The 20501-nt window shown below is 73.7% G+C and carries 15 protein-coding genes; 3 read left to right on the top strand and 12 right to left on the bottom strand.

Annotation, left to right across the window (positions count from 1 at the left end):
• The first annotated feature begins 21 nt into the window (after window positions 1–21).
• The gene (locus WMF26_RS50405; protein ID WP_437998521.1) at window positions 22–2283 is read left to right on the top strand and encodes a DUF2169 family type VI secretion system accessory protein; all 2262 of its coding nucleotides are present in this window, start codon (window positions 22–24) and stop codon (window positions 2281–2283) included.
• A gap of 2 nt (window positions 2284–2285) precedes the next feature.
• Here the strand turns inward: WMF26_RS50405 and WMF26_RS50400 are convergent, their stop codons facing one another.
• The 5 genes from WMF26_RS50400 to WMF26_RS50380 all read right to left on the bottom strand — a co-directional run bounded on the left by WMF26_RS50400 (window position 2286) and on the right by WMF26_RS50380 (window position 8489).
• Entirely contained in the window at window positions 2286–2615 is a 330-nt protein-coding gene (locus WMF26_RS50400) for a hypothetical protein (RefSeq protein WP_437998520.1), read from the bottom strand.
• Window positions 2616–2626: 11 nt separating this feature from the next.
• Window positions 2627–4225: a PAAR domain-containing protein gene (locus WMF26_RS50395; RefSeq protein WP_437998519.1), complete on the bottom strand. Its 1599-nt coding sequence runs from the start codon at window positions 4223–4225 to the stop codon at window positions 2627–2629.
• 14 nt (window positions 4226–4239) lie between these two features.
• Complete coding sequence (locus WMF26_RS50390; protein WP_148314644.1) at window positions 4240–4674, bottom strand: DcrB-related protein; 435 nt, start codon at window positions 4672–4674, stop codon at window positions 4240–4242.
• 63 nt (window positions 4675–4737) lie between these two features.
• Window positions 4738–7434 carry a type VI secretion system Vgr family protein gene (locus WMF26_RS50385; RefSeq protein ID WP_437998518.1) on the bottom strand — a complete coding sequence of 899 codons (2697 nt, stop codon included), beginning with the start codon at window positions 7432–7434 and terminating at the stop codon, window positions 4738–4740.
• Window positions 7435–7478: 44 nt separating this feature from the next.
• Window positions 7479–8489 (bottom strand): GAF domain-containing protein, encoded by a 1011-nt coding sequence (locus tag WMF26_RS50380; protein WP_437998517.1) that lies wholly within the window; start codon window positions 8487–8489, stop codon window positions 7479–7481.
• 184 nt (window positions 8490–8673) lie between these two features.
• On the opposite strand from WMF26_RS50380, the gene WMF26_RS50375 reads away from it, so the two are divergent.
• The gene (locus tag WMF26_RS50375; RefSeq protein ID WP_437998516.1) at window positions 8674–9264 is read left to right on the top strand and encodes a Uma2 family endonuclease; all 591 of its coding nucleotides are present in this window, start codon (window positions 8674–8676) and stop codon (window positions 9262–9264) included.
• A gap of 144 nt (window positions 9265–9408) precedes the next feature.
• On the opposite strand, the gene WMF26_RS50370 is transcribed toward WMF26_RS50375, so the two are convergent.
• The 6 genes from WMF26_RS50370 to WMF26_RS50345 all read right to left on the bottom strand — a co-directional run bounded on the left by WMF26_RS50370 (window position 9409) and on the right by WMF26_RS50345 (window position 17495).
• The gene (locus tag WMF26_RS50370; protein ID WP_437998515.1) at window positions 9409–10368 is read right to left on the bottom strand and encodes a histone deacetylase family protein; all 960 of its coding nucleotides are present in this window, start codon (window positions 10366–10368) and stop codon (window positions 9409–9411) included.
• Complete coding sequence (locus WMF26_RS50365; RefSeq protein ID WP_437998514.1) at window positions 10365–11771, bottom strand: aminotransferase class III-fold pyridoxal phosphate-dependent enzyme; 1407 nt, start codon at window positions 11769–11771, stop codon at window positions 10365–10367. The genes WMF26_RS50370 and WMF26_RS50365 overlap by 4 nt, the downstream gene beginning before the upstream one ends.
• 34 nt (window positions 11772–11805) lie before the next feature.
• Window positions 11806–14130 (bottom strand): FdhF/YdeP family oxidoreductase, encoded by a 2325-nt coding sequence (locus tag WMF26_RS50360; RefSeq protein ID WP_437998513.1) that lies wholly within the window; start codon window positions 14128–14130, stop codon window positions 11806–11808.
• Complete coding sequence (locus tag WMF26_RS50355) at window positions 14127–15017, bottom strand: formate dehydrogenase accessory sulfurtransferase FdhD (protein ID WP_437998512.1); 891 nt, start codon at window positions 15015–15017, stop codon at window positions 14127–14129. Before WMF26_RS50355 ends, WMF26_RS50360 begins: the two co-directional genes overlap by 4 nt.
• A gap of 85 nt (window positions 15018–15102) precedes the next feature.
• Complete coding sequence (locus WMF26_RS50350) at window positions 15103–16077, bottom strand: hypothetical protein (protein ID WP_437998511.1); 975 nt, start codon at window positions 16075–16077, stop codon at window positions 15103–15105.
• Window positions 16074–17495, bottom strand: a complete 1422-nt coding sequence (locus WMF26_RS50345) for an aminotransferase class III-fold pyridoxal phosphate-dependent enzyme (protein WP_437998510.1) — start codon at window positions 17493–17495, stop codon at window positions 16074–16076. Before WMF26_RS50345 ends, WMF26_RS50350 begins: the two co-directional genes overlap by 4 nt.
• Before the next feature lie 81 nt (window positions 17496–17576).
• On the opposite strand from WMF26_RS50345, the gene WMF26_RS50340 reads away from it, so the two are divergent.
• Window positions 17577–19019 carry an aldehyde dehydrogenase family protein gene (locus WMF26_RS50340; protein WP_437998509.1) on the top strand — a complete coding sequence of 481 codons (1443 nt, stop codon included), beginning with the start codon at window positions 17577–17579 and terminating at the stop codon, window positions 19017–19019.
• A 457-nt stretch (window positions 19020–19476) separates the two neighbouring features.
• Here WMF26_RS50340 and WMF26_RS50335 read toward each other — a convergent pair whose 3' ends face one another.
• Window positions 19477–20301, bottom strand: coding sequence for a DUF4142 domain-containing protein (locus WMF26_RS50335; protein WP_437998508.1), 825 nt, complete (start codon window positions 20299–20301; stop codon window positions 19477–19479).
• Window positions 20302–20501 lie beyond the last annotated feature (200 nt).

Genomic DNA, 20501 nt, shown 5'->3' with positions numbered 1-20501 from the left:
CCCGGAGACTCCCCCTCCCCCATGAACGTATTCGCCGCCGCGCCCGTCCCCGTCGCGTCGATCCTCTGGCAACCCTCCGCGGGCTCCTGGGTGCTCACCGTCGTCTGCAAGGCGACGTTCCTGCTCCGCCCCGGCGAGTCGCCGCTCGCCCCCGACCAGGAGGCGCCGACCCCCCACGACGCGGCGTGGGACGACGCGCCGTCGAGGAGCCTGCAGTCGGCGAGCGATCTCGCGCCCGCGAAGCCGCGCGCCGACGTCGTGCTCGTCGGCTTCGCGTACGCGCCGGGCAAGGCGCCGGCGCGCTCGCTGGTCGCCAGGCTCGCCGTGGGCGACCTGGACAAGTCGATCGAGGTGTGGTGCGACCGCATCTTCTCCCAGGACGGGACGCTCCACGAGGGCCCGCCGTTCGCGCAGATGCCGCTGGTCTACGAGCGCGCGGCCGGAGGGCCGGGCTCGTGGAATCCGGCCGGGCTGAGCGCCGGCGCGCGGAACGCCTACGGGCAGATCGCCGTGCCCAACCTCCAGCCGCCGGGGCTGCTCGTCTCCGATCCGGGCAAGGCGATCGAGCCCACGGGCTTCGGTCCGATCGCCCCGACGTGGCCGTCGCGCGTCGAGAAGCTCGGCCGCCACGCGGCCGGCTGGTCGCACCGCGACTGGAGCCGCAAGCCGCTGCCCGCCGGGTTCGACCCCGGCTACTTCAACATCGCCCCGCCCGATCAGCAGCTCCCGTCGCTGCGCGAGGACGAGCGCCTCGTGCTCGAGAACCTCCACCCCGAGCACCCGCGCCTCGTCACCCAGCTGCCCAGCCTCCGCCCGACGGCGACCCTCGAGGGCCGGCGAGGCGGCGCTCGACCGGTGCCCCTGCGCTGCGACACGCTCTGGGTCGACACCGCGCGGGGGCGCTGCTCCCTGACCTGGCGCGCGCAGATCGCGCTGGAGCACCCGGAGGAGCAGGGGCGCGTGGTGGTGAGCCTGGAGCCGCCGCAGACCGCGCGCGGCGAGGCCGAGAGGTCCGTGCCCCCGAGCTCCGGGCACGTCGCGCCGCGCCCCCCGAGCACGTCGCAGACGCAGCTCCCCGGGCTCCGCTCCGAGCACGCTCCGGTGCTGCCCTGGAAGACGGAGGAGCGCGGGGCCGACAGCGCGCCCCACTCGAGCCCCCCGAGCGGCGGGCTCCCGTTCCGCGCGCCCGCGGCCCAGGGCGACCTCGGGGCGCTCATGGCGGCGCCGCCGTCGCGGTGGTCCGCGCCGTCTCCGCCGGCCGGCCCCCTCGATCAGGCGCCGGCGACGCCGCCGCCCCCGGCCTTGGCGCCGCCGCCCCCCGCCTTGGCGCCCGCCGGGAGCCGAGGCCTCTGGGGAACCAACGACGCGCCGCCGGCGATGACGGTGGGCCAGAAGTTCGGGGCGGCCGAGAGCGCGGCCCGCGCCTCGCTGCCCGCCCCGGCCGAGGACGACCGCCCGTCGAGGGTCAGGGCGTCGCCGCCGAGGCCCGCGGCCGACGACATCGTCGAGCTGCTCTGGTTCGACCCCGCCGCGCTGCCGCGCGTCCGCGCTCGGTGGAGCGACCTGATCCTCGAGCTCGACTTCGAGGAGCTCGACCCGCGTTACGACCTGCCGGCCGACGACGCGGCCAAGGACCGCCACGACGTCCTCGGCGTGCTCACCGACGGGTCGCCGATCGAGCCGAGCGGCGTGCCGCAGGCGCTCCTCGCGTCGATCGGCGACAGGCGGCGGTTCACGCCGCCGCTCGTGCTCGTGACCGGCGAGGCGCGGTTCCCGTTCGACGAGGTCGAGGCGCTCAAGGCCACCGTCGCCGTGGTCGCGCCGCTCGCGGGCCCCGACAAGCAGCTCAAGGACGCCCTCGACTCCATCGGGGAGCTGCTCAAGTCGCCTTACCTCCAGAGCTCGACCGGCGTCGTGGACCGGCTGAACCAGCAGCTGAAGGAGCTCCTCGCGCAGTCGAGCCGCTCGCTGCCGGCGGGCCAGATCGAGGCGCACACCGAGCGGCTCCTGCTCGAGCAGCGGCGCTACCAGACCCGCAAGGTGCTCGGCGACGCGTGGATTCGCGCGCTGCTCGCGGCGGGCGGGCAGGGCGCGCTGCCGCTCTACCTGCCGAAGGCCCTGGAGCACCGGCTGCCCCTGATGACGAGCCTGAAGGTGCGCGTCCTCGCGGAGGCGCACCTCCGGCAGGATCAGCTCGAGCCGAGCCGCTACGCGCTCAAGGCGGTCGCGCTCGGGAGGGTCTTCACCGCGGACGAGCTGCGGCCCGCGCGCACGTCGGACTGAGGTCAGTCGAGCGGCTCCGTCGGCCAGACGTCGCTCGCGCCGACGAGCGGGAGCACCTCGACGATGAGCCGCTGCTGCGCCTCGAGGAGCTGCCGCTTCACGTCGCCGCTCGCCGAGGCGAAGCGCAGGTGCACAACGAACCTGGGGCCGTCCTCGTAGATGCGCGCCGCCGCCTCCGGCGTGAGCTTGCCGGCGACGTAGTCGCCATGATGGTGGCTGTCCGAGATCGCCCACACCGAAGGCCACCGCTCGTCGAGCCGCCGGAGCATCTCGTCCTGGGAGAGCTCGCTCTTGAAGGACCACGCGAGCGTCGTGCTTGCCGTCTTGCCCATATCACCTCTCCTCAGCGGCCGCCGTCCCGCGGATCGGTCGAGACGCCCGCCCCGCCCGCGCCGGCCGTCCCGGCGCTGCCGGTCGGCGCCTGCGGCGCGGCGGGGGGCGTCGCGCCGACCGCGTTGGGGCCTCGATAGATCGTCGGGAAGTCGCCGTTCGGCTCACGCGGGCCGTTGAGCTTGAAGTCGAAGCCGCCGTTGCTCGGGTTGGGCTCACCGTAGATCTCCACGTTCCACCGCTCTGCCAGCGCGTTGAGCTTGCTCCCGAGCGACGTGTTGGAAAGCCCCGGCTTCCCCTCCGGGTTCAGCGCGCTCGGCGCCTCGCCGTTCTTGAAGATGCCGTATTTGGCGTTGTACGGCGCGCCCGCCTGCTGCGCCTGGACCAGCGCCTGGTCGCTGTGGATCGCGAAATCGGTGTCCGATTTTGGCGACCAGAACCCGAAGGGCTTGTCCGGGTTGCCCTTGAACCCGTCCGTGGCCGAGCCGAGCTGCTTCACCGTCGCGTCCGTGATGCCCTCCGACTCGAAGACGTTCCGGATGTCCGACTGCAGCCTGTCGAACTGCGCGCGATCCTTGTACGTGAGCGGGACGCGCTGGCCGTCGGCGTCGCCCTCGACAGCCATCTTGAGCCGCTCGGGGGTCGTGTTCGGGTGCTCCAGCTCGCCGCGCTGCACCCGCTCGTAGGCCGCGCGGTTCTCCGCGATCCTCGCCTCGAGCTTGGCGGCCGCCGCGGGATCGGCCGCGGGCCCCGCGGCCATCTGCTCGTCGGTCCAGGCGCGCGCCCGGGTCACCTCCTCCGGGCTCGGCGGCCCCTTCCGCCCGAGCGGGACCTCCTCCGCGGCCGGCGGGCGGATCCACCCGAACCGCTCGCCGAGCTTCGCGGCGCCGATGCCCCCGAGGAGGCCGCCGCCGAACTCGCCGAGGATCTCGCCGACGCGCGCGGCGCGCTCGCCAAAGAGGCCGCCCACCGCCTCGCCCACGTGCGCGCCAACGAACGCGCCGGCCAGCGAGCCGGCGAGCCCCAGCCCCGCGACGACGACGCCGGCGCCCACCCCCGTCAGGACGAGCGCCGCCCCGCCCGCGATCAGCGCGGTCCATCGCAGGGTCGTGAGGAGCCACGACGGCACCTCCTCCTCGACGGGCACGAGCGTCAGCGTCTCGCCGCCGATGAACGTGGTGACGGCCGCCTGGCTGACGACGCCGCCGCACTGGGCCTTCTCGGTCCTGCGGCCCAGGTGCTTCCCGTTGACGAAGACCGTGGCGCTGCCCTGCGCCACCTTCTTGCCGCCGTGCTCGAGGACGTCGAGCTCCGCGCGCGCGGCGGCGCGCCCCTCGATGCGCGTGTCCGGCGATCCCGTCGCGATCTCCCCGCACGGGGACCCCTCGAACATCTTGCCGATCTCGGCGCCGGCCAGCGCGCCGCCGGCGCCGAGCCCGACGCCGCCGGCGACCGCCGCGCCGATGAGGACCGCCCCGGCGCCGCCGGTGACCACGGAGAACAGGATCGCCCCGCCGATCGCGAGCCCGACGCACGCCCCCGCGATGAGGCCGGCCCACGCGGACGAGTGGCCGATCTCATCGCCCATCCGGGCCGCTTCGAGGGCGCTCACGGCCTCGCAGCCCCTCAGCCCTGGCCCAGCTTCACGCTCGCGAGGATGCGATCGAACACCGGGTTCAGCCGCGCGGCCTCGCTCTTCGGCATGGTCGCGGTGAAGCTGAGCACCGTCGGCTTACGCCCCCCGACGAACACGAGCCGCTGCTCGATCGGCCCGCTCTGCCCCCTCCACGCGAACCGGATCTCCACGGCCGGCTGGCCGCCGAGGGTGATCTCCTGCCGCGCGTAGAGCTGGAAGCCGTCGAGCCGCTGGGCCATCTCGACGAGCTGCCGGTCGCCGTAACCGCGGATGTCCTCGCCCGCGGCCAGCGTGTCCCGCGTCATGACCAGGTTGGAGATCATCCCCTGGCCGGGCTTCGCCGGCGCGGCGAAGACCACCACCGAGCGGTCCTCCCAGTCGCGCGGCACGTCGAAGGACACGTCGGTGTGGTCATAACGCGGCATCGTCTCCGTCTCCACGCTGCGAGGCGCAGCGCTCGCTCTCCGACATCCAGCCGGCCCCGGGCGTCACGGCTCCACCTTGACGAACCCGCCCTGGAGGTCGCCCCGGTAGAGGGCCACGCCCTGCGCCGACAGCGCCCCTGCGTACGCCCGCTCCGCGGGCACGCCCGAGGCCTCGGTCGCCTGCGCCGCGGTCTTCACCGCCGCGCCGTTCACCGACCGCGGCGCCGCCGCGGTCCGCAGCGCCAGGAACTGCGCCACCTGCCCGCCCGCGCCGCCGACGTGGAAGATGCCGGCCGCGCTGCCCGCGTTCACGAGCGTCCCGAGGTCGCCCGCGCTCAGGCCGCCGAGCGCCGGCAGCGGCGTCGTGAGCACCGGACCGAGCACGTCCAGCGTCGACGGCAGCGAGGCGAGGCTCTCCCCCTTCGCGAGCCGGAAGAGCTCCAGCGCGCCGCTCCCCGTCGCCACCAGCGCGGCGAGCGACGCGGAGGGCGCGCGCACCGCCTCCTGGATCGCCGCGCCGGCGGCGGGCCCGATCTGCAGCGACGCCGGGGCCGCGGCCGGGGTGAGCGGCGGCGAGGCGACGGCGCGGTCGAGCCGCCGCGCCGCGCCCTCCACCTCGACGTCCTCGATGCCCCCCGGCGCCTCGACGGCGCCGCCGCCGCGCATCACCTCGGCCGGCGCGCTCGTCTCGCCGCCACCGCCGGGCCGCCCCGGCGCGCTCGGCGCCCTGGCCTTGCCGATGGTCGCCACCGCGGGCGCCTTCGCGGACGTGGTGTTGATGAGCACGTTCGGCCCGCCGTCGATCTGCACCTCCGCGCCGGACAGCTTGAGCAACCCGCCCGCCGAGATCTCGAGCTTGCCCTGCGCGTCGATGAAGATGCCCTCCGACGTGATCTTGATCGACGCGACGCCGTTCGTGATCTGGACGGTCTTGTCCTTGTTGATCGTGTACCCGACGCCGTCGCCGACCGTGACGCTCTGGCTGTCGCCGGCGTCGACCGCGTCGGAGGTGCGCACGATCGACGTGCGGCCCTCGCCGATGTGGTTGATCTGCTGCTCGCCGATCGTGTGGCTCTGGCTCTTGACGACGTTGAAGCTCTGGCTCCCCCCGACGGTCACGGCGTCGGCGCCGGTCACGCTGGCCGAGCGGTTCGAGAGCACGGTCGAGCGCTGATCCCGCTTGATGATCTCGGTGTAATCGCGCTGCGCCTGGACGTGGATGAGCTCGCGCCCCGCGGCGTCGTCGAAGGAGAGCTCGTTGAACCCGCCCGAGCCCGGGGAGGAGTCGCTCTTCCAGCCGCTCTTGGTCTTCTCGGCGGGCAGCGTGTACGGCACGCGCGTGGTGCTGTTGAAGACGCGGCCCACGATCACCGGCCGGTCGGGGTCGCCGTCGAAGAAATCGACGAGGACCTCCTGCCCGACGCGGGGGATGGCCACGAGCCCGTAGCGGCTCCCGGCCCAGCCCTGGCTGACGCGGATCCAGCACGAGCTCGCGTCGCTGAACCGCCCCTCGCGGTCCCAGTGGAACTGCGCGCGCACGCGGCCGAACTCGTCGGTGTGGATCTCCTCGCCCGGAGGGCCGACCACGATCGCGCTCTGCACGCCCACGACCCGCGGCTTCGGCGTCCGCCGCGCGGGGCGGTAGGGCTGCTGCGCGAACACGGCCTCGCCGGTCATTGTCCACTCGCCGCTGTGATCGCCCTCGAACGTGGACGCGACGACGAGCAGCGCCTGGTCCGGGGCGAGCTCCTTGCGGGGGTGCCCGCCGAGCGCCAGGACGACGCCGGGGCACAGGTCGAGGGCGTTGGTGCGGTACCGGACGGCGCGCCGGCCGCCCCGCTCGCCCTCGAGGCTCCTCGCCGCGAGCGCCTCCGCCTCCTTGATGTCGACCCGCGCGACGCCCCTGTCGTCGGCGACCGGCGTGTCGCCGCCCTTGCCCGGCTCGACCACGAACGCGCCAGGCACGTAGTGGTACTGCTCGTAGCGGAGCTCCTCCTCGAGCCCCTCCCGCGCCTCGGCGAAGAGCTGAACATCGGGCCTCGACCTGAAATCGAAGTCGCGGAGGGTGACGTGGCCGGGCCGCACCTCGTGGCTCACGACGAGCTCGCTCACGTACTCGCGCCCGGACGACTGGTTCGGGTTGTCGACGTAGGCGATGGGAGCGCCGGGGCGCGGCTCCCGCCGCTGCGGGGCGTCGCTCAGGACGAGGCGGGTGAGCTCGGCGCCCATGCGGCCGCCGTCCGCGCGGTGCGAGAAGTAAAAGGAGATGCCCGCCTCCTCGAGCAGCCGGCAGATGAACGCGTAATCGGTCTCGCCGTACTGCACGCGGTATTCATGGGCGGGGTACTTCGCGCCCAGCGCCACCTCCGGCTCGATCTCCCACTCCTTGAGCACCTGGAGCACGATCTCGGGGATCGTCATGTGCTGGAAAATGCGGCTGTTGCGCCGGAGCGTCGCCCGGAACAGCAAAGGCACGATGCGCAGCCGGTAGGTGGAGAGCCCCGTCGGCTCGACCTGCACCTGCTCCATCTGGGCGCAGAGCCCGGCCCAGACCCGGGCGGGAACGGCCGAATGCAGGACGGCCGACTCGGCCTTGAAGGCGGCGGCCTTGCCCACGAGGCTGTCGAGATCGAGATCCTCGATCTCGGAGACGGCCAGTATCGACACCTCGAAGAGCGACGAGATCTGCTCCCGGACCGAGAACCGTCGCACCGAGAGCGATTCTTCCTTGGACGCGAACGAGAGCGAGAGGCGCGACATGGACGGAACGCCGAGCGTAGAGCATGCGCTCGGCGCGATCTAGATCACGGCGCCGCGCCGCTGCCCGTCGCCGCGCGCGCGCGCAGGGCGCCCGCGCGGATCTCGTTCACGGCCGCGCAGGCGGCCTCGTGGGCTTCGATCGCGCCGCGCAGCACGAGCGACCTCCCCCGCTCGGCGGCGGTCTCCTCGAGCGTCCCCTCGAGCACGCCCTCGGCGAGGCGGACGAGCGGGCCCACCTCGGCCATGCCGCGCGCGAGCGCCCGGGCCGCCGCGACGAGCCCGGACGCCGCGGGGGCGGAGCTCGCGACGGCCGCGGCCTCGTCGCAGAGCTCGTCCGCCACGGAGCCCATGTCGCGCCAGCACCCGACGGCCGCGCGCAGGCTGGCGATCGTCACGAGCGCCGAGGGGGTCGCGTGCATCGCGTCGACGGGCGCCTGCGGCCGCACCCCCGCCGCGTTCTGCGCCGCGGCGATGACCGGGGCGAGGGACAGGAGCGCGCGCTCCAGCACGCGCGTGGCCTGCTCGATGCGGACGAGGCGCTCCTGCACGTCGGCGCTGCCGACCGGCGCGTCGCGCTCGACGAGGTCGGAGAGGCGGCCGGCGACCTCGATGGCGAGCTGATCGAGCCCGTCGATGGTGCGCGGGTCGAAGCGGCGGGGCACGACGTCGAGGACGCACAGCGAGCCGATCGCGTGCCCGCGCACGCGCACCGGCACCCCGGCGTACGCGCGGATGCCGTAGTGCTCGACGAGCTCCTTCGGCACCCGCTCGTCGCGCAGCGCGTCCTCGACGAGGAGCGGCGCCTCGTCGCGCACGACGAGCTGGCAGAAGGAGTTGCTCCGCGAGGTCGCGCAGCTCACGGCGAGCTCCAGGGGCAGCCCGTGGTGGGCGCGCAGGAGCTGGATGTGGCGGACGACGAGGCTCACGAGCGCGATCGGCGCGCGCGCGAGCCTGGCGGCCCGCGTCACGCAGGCGTCGAGGATGGCGTCCGCGTCCGTGCGCAGCATGGCGCCGTGCAGCTCGGCCAGGCGGACGGGGTCGTTGAGGTCGGCCATGGCGAAAGTCTACCAGCAAAGGCCGCCGCGCCGGCGCTGCACTGCGTCGCGCCCCGCGGAACCCGGGGCGCGGGAGCATTCACCTGCGCGGCGCGGATTTGCCGGGAGCGCGCGCGGCGCCGCGCCTCCCGCCCGGCGCGCGCCCGCGTTGTCGCGCCGTCTTGCGGCGGGCAGAATCCGCGGGATGGCTGATCCCGCGCGAAGGCTCGATCCCGCAACGATGGCCGACCTCGAGGCGCTCCCGCCGCAGATCAAGGGCGAGATCATCGAGGGCGTGCTCTACACGCAGCCGCGCCCGCGATCCCGGCACCAGCGCGTGCTGTCGCTCATCGACCATGAGCTCCTCGACCCCTACGACCGGAGCCGCGGCGGCCCTGGTGGGTGGTGGATCCTGCCGGAGCCCGGCATCGAGCTCGAAGGCTCGCCGGAGTTCTCGCCCGACATCGCGGGATGGAAGCGCGAGCGCTTGCCCGAGCTGCCCGACGAGGAGTCCATTCGCGTCGTCCCCGACTGGGTCTGCGAGATCTTCTCCCCGCGGATGCGCGCGTACACGCAGGGGACCAAGCGCCCTTTCTACGCGCGGATCGGCGTCGGCTGGCTCTGGTATGTCGACCTCGAGGCGCAGACGTTCACCTGGAGCCGGCTCCACGAGGGGAAGTGGCTGGAGCTCGGCGTGGTGGTCGGGGAGGCGCGGGTGCGCGCGGAGCCCTTCGACGCGGTGGAGCTCGACGTCGCGGAGTGGTGGACGAGCGGTCGCGCGCGGGGCGCCGAGTAGAACTCCATGCCATCAGCGGCGTTCGCCATTTCGTGAATCACAAGGACAGCACCGCCGAATGCCGCCAAGGTGCTCGGCAGAGCTACGGATAGGGCTTATGGGCTGAGCTGAGCTTCCGAGCACGGGAGCCCGACCCCGCAGACGTCACCCCCGAGCCGCCTGCGCCTCCCTCGCCCGCACCGCCGCGACGAACGTGCCGAGATGCACGTCGACCACCCGGCTCACGTCGGGCGTGTAGCCGCCCGCGAGGACCCACGCGATCGGGATGCGGCGCTCGAGCGCGGCCCGGAACACGACCTCGTCGCGCGCGCGGAGGTCGTCGTGCGTCAGGTCGAGCGGCGAATACGGGTCCTCGCGGTACGGGTCCGCGCCGGCCTGGTACAGGATCAGGTCGGGCGCGGCGCGGTCGATCGCGGGGCCGAGGTGCCGCTCCAGGATCTCGAGATAAGCGGCGCCGCCGCTCCCGCCCGGCACCGGGACCGACCAGCCGTTCTCCGTGTCCGGCGCGCGCTCGGCATCGACGTCCCGGTACGCCCGGTTCTGCTTGTACCAGTTGCCGTAAATGGAGAGCTGGAACGCCCACGGCCGCGACGCGAGCAGCGACGCGGTGCCGTTGCCGTAATGGAGGTCCATGTCGACCACCAGGGCGCGGCGGATGCGCCCCTCGGCGCGCGCGCGCTCCATCGCGACGACGAGGCCGTTGAAGGTGCAGAAGCCCTGGCCGTGATCGGCGTGCGCGTGGTGAAAGCCGCTCGCGAGGTTGCCCGCGACGCCGTCCTCGAGCGCCGCGAAGGCCGCGGCGACGCAGCCGCCGTTCGTGAAGCGCACCGCCCCGGCGAGCGCCGGCGACCACGGGAACTTCTGGGACTCGGCCAGCGCCCGGGGCTCGCCGGTCGCGATCGCCCGGACGTACTCGGGCGTGTGGACGCGGAGCAGGTCCTCGTCGCCGACCGGCTCGGGCTCTTCAACCCGCGCGCAGAGGCCGCTCCGCTCGATCGCCTCGCGGACCAGGGCGAACTTGCGCATCGGCATGACGTGCTCGCCGATGTCCGCGAAATAGCGCGGCGAGTGGAACACCCGGATCGGAGGCGAGGCGCCGGTCACTTGCAGACCGACTCGAGCAGATCGAGCGCCTCGGCGACGTGGCGCGGGGCGAAGACGAGCGCCGGCCGGAAGCGGAGCGTGCGCTCGCCCGAGCCGCCCACCTCGAGGCCGCGGTTCCGCAGCGCGGTGAGCGCCGCGTCGCGGCGGGCGGCGTGAGGGAAGTCGACTGCGGCGAAGGTGCCGCTGCCCCGCGCGCCCGAGAGCACCCCCGGGTACCGGACGCAGAGGTCCTCGAGCCCGGCGACGAGGCGCTGGCCGGTCGCCCGCGTGTTCTCGAGGAGCCGGTCGCGCTCGATGACCTCGAGGATCACCTCGAGCTGCGCGCCGCGGAGCGGGTCGCCGAGCCAGGTGTTGAAGATGCGCAGCGGCTCGATCGGCGCGAGCTCCTCGCGGCAGTAGAAGCCGCCGAGCTGCATCTTCTTGGAGAACGTCACCATGTCCGGCGGCTCGGGCAGGTCCCACGCCTCGTGCGCCCACAGCGCGCCGGTCCCGCCGCCGCAGGTCTGCACCTCGTCGATGATGAGCGCGACGCCGCGCTCCGCGGTGAGGCGGCGGAGCGCCTGGAAGAACGCCGGGCTCGCGTGGCGATCGCCGCCCTCGCCCTGGATCGGCTCGACGATGACCGCGGCGACCTCGTCCGGGTGCGCGTCGATCGCCGCCTTGACCGCCTCGAGCGAGCGCGCCTCGGCGGCGCGGTTCTGCTCGGCGTGGGCCGCCTCGGGGAACTGGACCGCGGGGAACGGCACGACGGGCCAGTCGAACGCCGGGATGTCGAGCTTGTGGATCGGCTTGCTCCGCGTCGCCGAGAGGGCGCCCATGCTGCGGCCGTGGAACCCGCCCTCGAAGGAGATTACCTTGAAGGCGTTCACGCCGGGCTGCCGGTTGAGCATGCAGGCGGCGAGGTCGGCGTCGCTCGGCTGCGCGCCGCCGCGCCGGCGCCGGGCGAGCCGGATGAACGCGGCCTTGAGCGCGTTCTCCACCGCCTCCGCGCCCGTGGTGAACGTGAACACGTGCGAGTGCCCCTTCGGCGCAACGCGCATCAGCGTCTTCTCGACGATGTCGACCCACTCGGGCGCGGGCGCGACCCCGAGCGCCGAGCGGTAGCCGGCGCACCAGTCGAAGCGGCCGTCGCGCCACGCGGCGAGCAGATCCGGGTGGTTATAGCCGATGGGCACGGCGGCGATGTGGCCGTAGACGTCGAGCAGGACGTTGCCGTCCACGTCGACCATGTAGTTGCCCAGGCTCTTCCGCGCGTCCTGATAGAGGTGGATCGGCCGCGCGTCCTGGTAGCGATGGTGGCGGGCGCGGAGCGCCTCGGACGCAGGCCCCGGGACGGCGGTGCGCATGGAAGCGCGCTCGGGCTCACCGGGGATGGGCGGAGAGATGCTGGGCGGTGCGTTCATGGTCGGACTCCAGTGCAACGGACGCGGCGGAGCGTCACGCGGATCCGTCGCTCGCGACGGCCCGCCGGACGCGCACCACGATCGATTTCGACGCGGGGGTGTTGCTCTTGTCGGCGATGCTGCCGAGCGGCACGAGCACGTTGGCCTCGGGGAAATAGGCCGCCACGTTGCCGCGGGGGATCGTGTAGAGCACGACGCGGAACGCGCGCGCCGCGCGCTCCCCGTCGGAGAAGCGGCTCGTGACATCGACGAGGTCCCCCTGCGCGAGCCCGCGCTCGGCCGCGTCCTCGGCGTTCATGAACACGACGCGGCGCCCGCCGCGGACGCCGCGGTAGCGGTCGTCGAGCCCGTAGATGGTCGTGTTGTACTGGTCATGGCTGCGGATCGTCATCATCAAGAGCTCGCCCGGCTCGAGCTCGTGCCGCGGGAGCGGGTGGACCAGGAAGTTCGCCTTGCCCGTGGCGGTGCGGAACTCGCGCCGCGCCGCGGCGTTCGGCAGGGCGAAGCCGCGCGGGTCCTTGACCCTCGCGTTGAAGTCGTCGAACCCGTCGATGGTGCGCTCGATGAGATCGCGGATTCGATCGTAATCGGCCGTGAGCGCCTCCCACGGCACGCGCGAGCGCGCGCCCAGCGTCGCGCGGGCGAGCCCCGCCACGATCGCCACCTCGCTCCGCAAGAGCTCCGAGGCGGGCGGGAGGTTGCCGCGCGAGCTCGAGACGACGCCCATCGAGTTCTCGACCGTCACGAACTGCGGCCCGCGCGCCTGCACGTCGCGCTCGGTGCGCCCGAGGCAGGGCAGGATGAGCGCGCGCCGGCCCGTCACGAGGTGCGCCCGGTTCAGCTTGGTCGAGACGTGCGCCGTGAGGTCGCACCGGGCGAGGGCGCGGGCGGTGAAGGCCGTGTCCGGCGTCGCCGAGAGGAAGTTGCCGCCCAGCGCGAAGAACACGCGCGCGCGCCCGTCGGCCATCGCGGCGATCGCGGCGACGGTGTCGAGGCCGTGGCGGCGCGGCGGCGAGAAGCCGAAGTTCTCCTCGATCCGGTCGAGCAGCTCGGCCGGCGGCCGCTCCCAGATCCCCATCGTCCGGTCGCCCTGCACGTTGCTGTGCCCTCGCACCGGGCACGGGCCCGCGCCGGGCCGCCCGACGTTGCCGCGCAGGAGCAGGAAGTTCATCACCTGCTGCACGTTGGCCACGCCGTTCTGGTGCTGCGTGATGCCCATGGCCCAGCACGCGATCGTGCGCTCGGACCGCATCGCGACCTCGGCCGCCGCCCGGATCCGGTCGCGCGGGATCCCGCTCTGCTCCACGATGTCGTCCCACGGCGCGGCGCGCACGGCGGCCGCGAACGCCTCGAAGCCGTGGGTGTGGCGCTCGATGAACGCGCGATCGAGCACGGCCCCCGGCCGCCGCTCCTCCTCCTCGAGCATCTCCTTGATGATCCCGGTGAAGAGCGCGACGTCGCCGTTGATGCGCACCTGGAGGAACAGCGTCGAGAGCGGCACCCCCGCGCCGACGAGATCGAGCGGGTGCTGCGGGTGCTGGAAGCGCTCGTTGCCCACCTCGGGGAGCGGGTTCACGGTCACGATCTCGCACCCGCGCAGCCGCGCCTCGCGCAGCGTCGAGAGCATGCGCGGGTGGTTCGTCCCCGGGTTCTGCCCGACGATGAAGATCGCGTCGGCCCGCTCGAAATCGTGGAGGGAGACGGTCCCCTTGCCCACCCCGATGGCCTCGCGCAGGCCCACGCCGCTCGACTCGTGGCACATGTTCGAGCAGTCGGGCAGGTTGTTCGTCCCGTACTCGCGCACGAAGAGCTGGTAGAGGAACGCCGCCTCGTTGCTCGTGCGCCCCGACGTGTAGAAGACCGCCTCGTCCGGGGAGCCGAGGGCGCGCAGCGACGAGGCGACGAGCTCGAGCGCCTCGTCCCACGACACCGGGCGGTAGTGCGACGCGCCCTCCTCGAGCAGCATCGGGTGGACGAGCCGCCCCTGCTTGCCGAGCCAGTGGTCCGACTGCCGCGAGAGCTCCTCGACGCTGTGCTTGCGGAAGAACTCCGGCGTGACCCGCCGGAGCGTCGCCTCCTCCGCGACCGCCTTCGCGCCGTTCTCGCAAAACTCGGCGGCCGAGCGGTTCTCCTCGGGCTCGGGCCACGCGCAGCCGGGGCAATCGAAGCCCTCGCCCTGGTTCACGTGCAGGAGCGTGCGCACGGCGCGCGCGACCCCCATCTCGGAGACCGCGTGCTGCAGCGTCGCCCCGACCGCCGCGAGCCCGCCGGCCGCCGCGCTGCGCTCGCCGAGCCGGGGCGCCTCGGCCTCGAGCGGCGGCTCGGCCTGCACGTCGCGCGGCGCGTCCCGCGCCGTCACGACGCCGCCTCCGAGAGGGCCGCGATGCGCTCCCGGCCCGCGTAGACGTTGAACCGGCCGTCGCGCGCGAAGCCGACGAGCGTCATCCCGTGCGCCGCCGCGAGCTCGGCGGCCAGGCTCGACGGCGCGCCCACCGCGACCATCACCGGGATCGAGGCCCGCAGCGCCTTCTGCACGAGCTCGAACCCGGCGCGCCCGCTGACCATGAGCACCGCGCCCGGGTCGGGCAGCCGCCCGGCGAGCAGCGCGGCGCCGATCAGCTTGTCGACCGCGTTGTGGCGCCCGACGTCCTCGCGAAGGTCGGCGAGGGCGCCGCCCGCGTCGAAGAGGGCCGCCGCGTGCAGCCCCCCGGTCCGCCCGAACACCGGCTGCGCGCCGCGGAGCCGCGCGGCGAGCCCGTGCACGACGCCCGGCGCGATCCGCGGGACGCCCCGCGCGAGCGGCGCGGGCGGCGCGCACGACGCGACGTCGATCGACGCCTTGCCGCAGACGCCGCAGCTCGCGTTCGCGACCGCGAGCGCGCGCTCGCTGCGCCCGAGATCGACGGTCACGTCCTCGGCGAGCGCGACGCGCACGAGGTCGCCCGAGGGGCCGGAGAGCTCGTCGACGCCGACAACGTCGGCCGCGCGGGAGATGATCCCCTCGGCGAACAGGAGCCCGATCGCGAGCTCGCGGTCGTTGCCGGGCGTGCGCATCGTGATCCCGAGCCGGCGCGGGGCGCGCTCCTGCAAGGCCGAGGGGCGCGCGCTGTCGACGTGCGCGGCGCGCGCGGCGCGCGCGACGACGATGATCTCGAGCGGCGCCTCGACGGCGAGCTGGTCCTCGACGTCCGAGGCGCTCTCGTCGGTGATCCTGCGGATCGAAACGGGGGTCGTGGTGGACGGCATGGCGGCGGATCCGGCGATCTCCATCGTAGCCCGCGGCGGACCGCCGGGGAGGACCCGCGTGGAGCCGCCCGCCCGGCCGTCCCGGCTATCCCGAGGCCCACGCGGCGACGAGCCGCGCGAGCTCCCGGTCCGGCGCGTCGAGCGGCGCCTTGCCGCGCCACGCCAGCGGGAACAGCGGCATCACCGCGCTCCGGAGCACCGGCGCGAAGCCGGCGAGCTCGGCCGTATCGCGCGGGATCCGGATCAGCGGCACGCGCTCGCCCGGGAACGCCGCGAGCCGCGCGAGCGCGTTCTCGCGGATCGGCGCGAGCTCGCCCTGGCTCACCTCGGCGGCGTGGACGGTCTGGTAATGGCGCAGGAACGACGCGGCCCGGGCGCGCGGGATGTCGTCGCGCCCCTCCTCGCCGACCTGGCGCACCACCGCGAGCAGCGGCAGCGGCACCGGCGCCACGCCGAGCGCCGCGAGGTCGCGGAAGTCGGGCTGCGCGTACGGGAGCACCGCCGGCGGGATGATCGCGAACCCGGCGCGGCCGTAGGCGATGAGCCGCACCACCGTGTCGCGGTCGTCCGGGTCGACGGCCTCCATCTCGGCGGCGAGCATCACCTCCGCGCTGGAGCCGCCGAGCCCCGCGCCTTCGAGCGCGCGGCGCGCGAGCGCGACGGGCGCCGCGCGCAGCAGGGCGGCGAGGCCGGAGCGGCGGTACGCCGGCAGGACGAGGGCGTGCGAGAGCAGCACCACGCAGCGCCGCGCGGCGCGGTCGAGCGTGACGTAGCCGTCGCGCACGCCGGCGAGGCGCCCGTCGTCCACGCTGCGCGCGAGCAGCATGTGGTACCTCGCCTCGATCGGCGCCGCCGGGTCCGTGTGCTGCCCGGCGAACCACGCCGCGAGCACCTTGCGCCGCTCGAGCTCGCCCTTCGGCCCGAAGACCTCGTCGAGCGCGCGGTAGCCCTCGTCGAACGCCGCGTCGTCCTGCGCCTCGACCACGGAGAACCGCGCGAGCGCCCGCGCGACCTTCTCCGGCCCCTCCCCCGGGCGCACGTCGCGCGGGTCGACGATCATCCGGCCATCTCGCGCAGCACGGCGTCGAACACCGAGGCCGCCTCGTCGACGTCCGCGGTCGTCGTGATGAGGTGCGGGCGGAGCCGCACCGATCGCGTCCCCGTGTAGCTCGCGAACACCCCGCGGCGGAGCGCGCGCGCGAGGAAGTCGTCGCGCGCCGCGGTCGTCGGCAGGTCGAACGCGAGCAGGAAGCCGCGGCCGCGCGGCTCGGTCGCGAGCGCGGGGTAGCGCTCGCAGAGCTCCTCGAGCCGCGCGAGGAAGTGGCGGCCGGTCGCGCGCACGTTGGCGAGCAGCTGCTCGGCCTCGATCGCGCGGAGCGTCGCCAGCGCGACCGCGGCCCGCGCGCGGTCGCCGTTGCGCGTCTGGTACATGCGCCCGAACTGCGCGACGTCGTACGCCGACGTCGCGAAGAACCCGCCCATCTGCATCTTCTTGCCGAAGCACATCAGGTCGGGCGGGCGCGGCAGGTCGAGCTGCTCGTGCGCCCACAGCGTGCCGCTGATCCCGAGCCCCGTCTGCACCTCGTCCAGGATGAACGCCGCGCCCGCCTTGCCGGCGAGCTCCTGCGCGCGGCGGAAGAAGACCGGGCTCGCGTGCCGGTCGCCGCCCTCGGACTGCACGGGCTCGACGATCACGGCCGCCACCCTGCCCTGGTGCGCGTCGAGGATCCGCTCCAGCGCAGCGAGCGCCTCGACCTCGGCGCGGTCGTTCTGGTCGGCGAAGCGCGCGAGCGGGAAGCGGCTCGCGGGGAAGGGCGCCGTGGGCCAGGGGAACGCGGGCAGGTCGGCCTTGTGGATGACCTTGGAGTGCGTCGCGGACATCGGCCCGAGGCCGCGGCCGTGGAACGCGCCGGAGAACGACACGACCACCGCGTCGGTCCCCGCGTTGTCGAGGATGCGCTGCTGCTGCTCCTCCGGCAGCTCCAGCGGGTTCTTCGGCAGCCCGGCGGCCTCCCGGCGGCGCTCGCCGTGCCGGATGAACGCCGCCTTGAGCGCCGACTCGACGCCCTCGCCCCCCGCGTCCACGCAGAAGACGCGCGCCATGCCGCGCGGGGCGTACCGCTGCTCGAGCGCCTCCACGAACTCGAACCACGCCGGCGTCGTCACGAACGGCGTCGACGTCGGGTTCGCGACGGCGCGGATGAACGCCTCGCCGTGGGCCGCCTCGACGAGCGCGGGGTGGTTGTAGCCGAGCGCGCCGAGCGCGAAGTTCGCGAACAGGTCGAGGAACACGTTGCCGTCCACGTCGACGAGCGAGCACCCCCGGCTCGCGGTGTCGTCCATCACGACGGCGCGGTAGCGCGACTGCATGTCGAAGCCGCCGCGCGCCATGTAGGCGCGCGCCTTCGGCCCCGGCAGCTCGGTGACGACTCTTCGCGGAGGGACGGACGGCAGCGTGGGGCGGTCGGAGAGGTCCATGGGCAGGACGAGTATCCCGCACGGCAGGGCCCGTGTCATCGCCGCTTGCCGCGCCCGGGTGCGCGGGTTTACGACGAGAGCATGCCCGAGACGCGCGAGACCGTGAAGAAGCTCTGGATCGACAACGCCGACAGGGACGCCCTCTCCGGCGAGACGTTCGAGACCGCCAACCCCGCGACCGGCGGCTCGCTCGCGCGGCTCGCCCGCGGCCGGCGGGAGGACGTCGACGCCGCCGTGGCGTCCGCGCGCGCGGCGTTTCCGCGCTGGGCGGCGATGGATCCGAACGAGCGCGCGCGCATCCTGTGGAAGGCCGGGGAGCTGATCCTCGCGCGGTGCGAGGAGCTCGCGCGCCTCGAGGCCGTGGACACGGGCAAGCCGATCACGGCGGCGCGGACGATCGACGTGCCGCGGACGGCGGACACGTTCTTCTATTTCTCCGGGTGGGCGACGAAGCTCGGCGGCGAGACGATCCCGGTGCGGGGGCCGTTCCTGAACTACACGGTGCGCGAGCCGCTCGGCGTCATCGGCGCGATCATCCCGTGGAATTTCCCGCTGCTGCTCGCGGCGCGGAAGGTGGCGCCGGCGCTCGCGGTGGGCAACACGGTGGTGGTCAAGCCGCCGGAGGAGGCGAGCCTGACGACGCTGGAGCTCGCGCGCATCCTCGCGGAGGCGGGGGTGCCGCCGGGCGTCGTCAACGTGGTCACGGGGCACGGCGAGGAGGCGGGCGCGGCGCTCGTGGAGCACCCGGGGGTCGCGAAGATCTCGTTCACGGGCGGCACGGAGACGGGCCGGACGATCATGCGCGCGGCGGCGGGCACGCTGAAGAAGCTGTCGCTGGAGCTCGGCGGCAAGAGCCCGAACATCGTGTTCGCGGACGCGGACGTGGAGAGCGCGGCGAAGGCGGCGGTGACGGCGATCTTCTACAACCAGGGCGAGCTCTGCACGGCGGGGAGCCGGCTCCTCGTGGAGCGGTCGGTGCACGATCGCGTGCTGGAGACGGTCACGAGCGGCGCGCGCCGGCTCGTGCCGGGCGATCCGCTCGATCCGTCGACGCAGCTGGGCCCCCTCGTCTCCGAGGCGCACTTCACGAAGGTGCTCGGCTACATCGATCGGGGCGCGGCCGAGGGGGCGCGCCGCGAGACCGGCGGGCGCCGCGAGGGGCCGGGGTTCTTCGTGGAGCCGACGGTGTTCTCGGCGGTGTCTCCGTCGATGGCCATCGCCCGCGAGGAGATCTTCGGCCCGGTGCTGGCGGTCATCCCCTTCGACGACGTGGAGGAGGCGGCGCGCGTCGCGAACGCGACCGAGTTCGGCCTGGCGGCGGGCATCTGGACGCGCGACGTGGGCAAGGCGCACGCGCTGGCGGCGCGGCTCGCGGCGGGGACGATCTGGATCAACACGTACAACCGGTTCGACGCGGCGAGCCCGTACGGCGGATACAAGCAGTCGGGCTTCGGGCGGGAGAACGGGCGGGCGGTGCTGGACGAGCTCACGCAGCTCAAGTCGGTCTGGGTGGCGCTGGGCTGATCCGAGGGCGCGGTGTCGCCAGAGCTCTCCTGAGAGGAGCCACCCGGTACCGCGGGGGCAGAGATCCCGCCAGGGATCTGCATCGGGAGCGCAGAGACAGAGAGATCAACGCAAAGTCGCAAAGGCGCAAAAAAAAGAGAGAGATTAAATATACACAAAAGAGAACTCAGAACCTCTGTTCTTTTTTGCGCCTTGGCGCCTTTGCGACTTTGCGTTAAATTCTCTCTCTCAGGATCCCTGGCCGGATCTCTGGTGGGTGGAAGTAGATGTGGAGAGGAATCGTCCTCTCACGTTTCGTTGTCCAGACGATTCGAGATCAAGGTCGCTCTGGGCCGAGCAGCAGAAACGGCGACGCGCGCAGCCGGTCCCTGGACCAGCTGCGCGCGTCTCTACTGCCACCCCGGGCGCGCGCTCGATACCGCGCGCCCGCCTTCGCGATGCCGTGGGCCGCGGGGGACTACTTCATCCCCGGCGAGGCCCCCTTCGTGCCCGCGCCGGCGCCGGCGGCCGGGGTCGCCGCCGGCGGCTGCACGCCGCCCTGGCCGCCCGGGCTCCCCGCCGTCACACCGGTCTGACCGGCCTGGTGCCCCGACTGCGCGCCGGCGGCGTGCTGGCCGCCGCTCGCGGCCCCCTGGGCGCCAGCGCCCGTCGCGCCGGTCGCCGCGCCCGTGGCCCCCGCAGGGCCGAGCTTCTGCGCGAGCGCCTCCGCGTCCTTCAGGTGCTTCTCGATCGTCGGCCGGAGATCCTTCTCGAGCATCGCCTTCAGATCGGCGTTCTTCGCGTCCTGCAGGATGCGACGGTCGATGAGGTCGAGCGTCGTCTGGTGGTCCTTGACCATGAGCTGCACGAACTGCTGATCGAAGTCGGCGCCCTGGAGGGCCTTCAGCTGATCGACCGCCTGCTGCGTCTCGGTGGCGAGCTGCTTGCTCTTGTCCGACTCGGCCGCGGTGATGCCGAGCTTCTTGACCAGCTTGGCCTGCTTCGCCTTCGCGTCGTTGTGGTGCTGGACGATGACCCTGGCGTAGGCCTTCACGTCCTTGTTCTTGGCCTTGGTCTGCGCGAGCTGCGCCTCGTCGATCTCCTTCTTGTTCGCGGCGTCGAGCACGGCGACGATCTGCTCGTCGGTGAGCGGCGCCTCGGCGGGCGCGCTCGGCGTCGTGCTCGTGGTGGCGTCCGGCTGCGCCGTCCCCGCCTGCGCGTCGACGCTCGGCGGAGGGGCCGGCGCCATCTCCGGCGGCGTGGTCGGAGCCGGGGTCGGGGCCGGCGGCGGCGGTGCGTTCACCGTGCTCGGGTCGCTTGCCGCAGGCTGGTTGGAGCAACCGGCGCCGAGAGCAAGACCGACCGTCAAGACGAGAACGTTGCGCGATACGACCATAGGTAAGGACCTCCTCAGGTGTGTTCAGGTGCCGGCCCGTGTGCAAGATCGGTGCACAAGACGACAGCACGTTTTTCCCCGAAATCCTCGGGAACGTGGCCGCCCGC

It is taken from the genome of Sorangium sp. So ce185 (assembly GCF_051526825.1).
Taxonomy (GTDB): domain Bacteria; phylum Myxococcota_A; class Polyangia; order Polyangiales; family Polyangiaceae; genus Sorangium; species Sorangium cellulosum_D.
The sequence above is the reverse complement of the archived record's forward strand: the minus strand, read 5'-3'. Positions and strand labels throughout refer to the sequence as shown.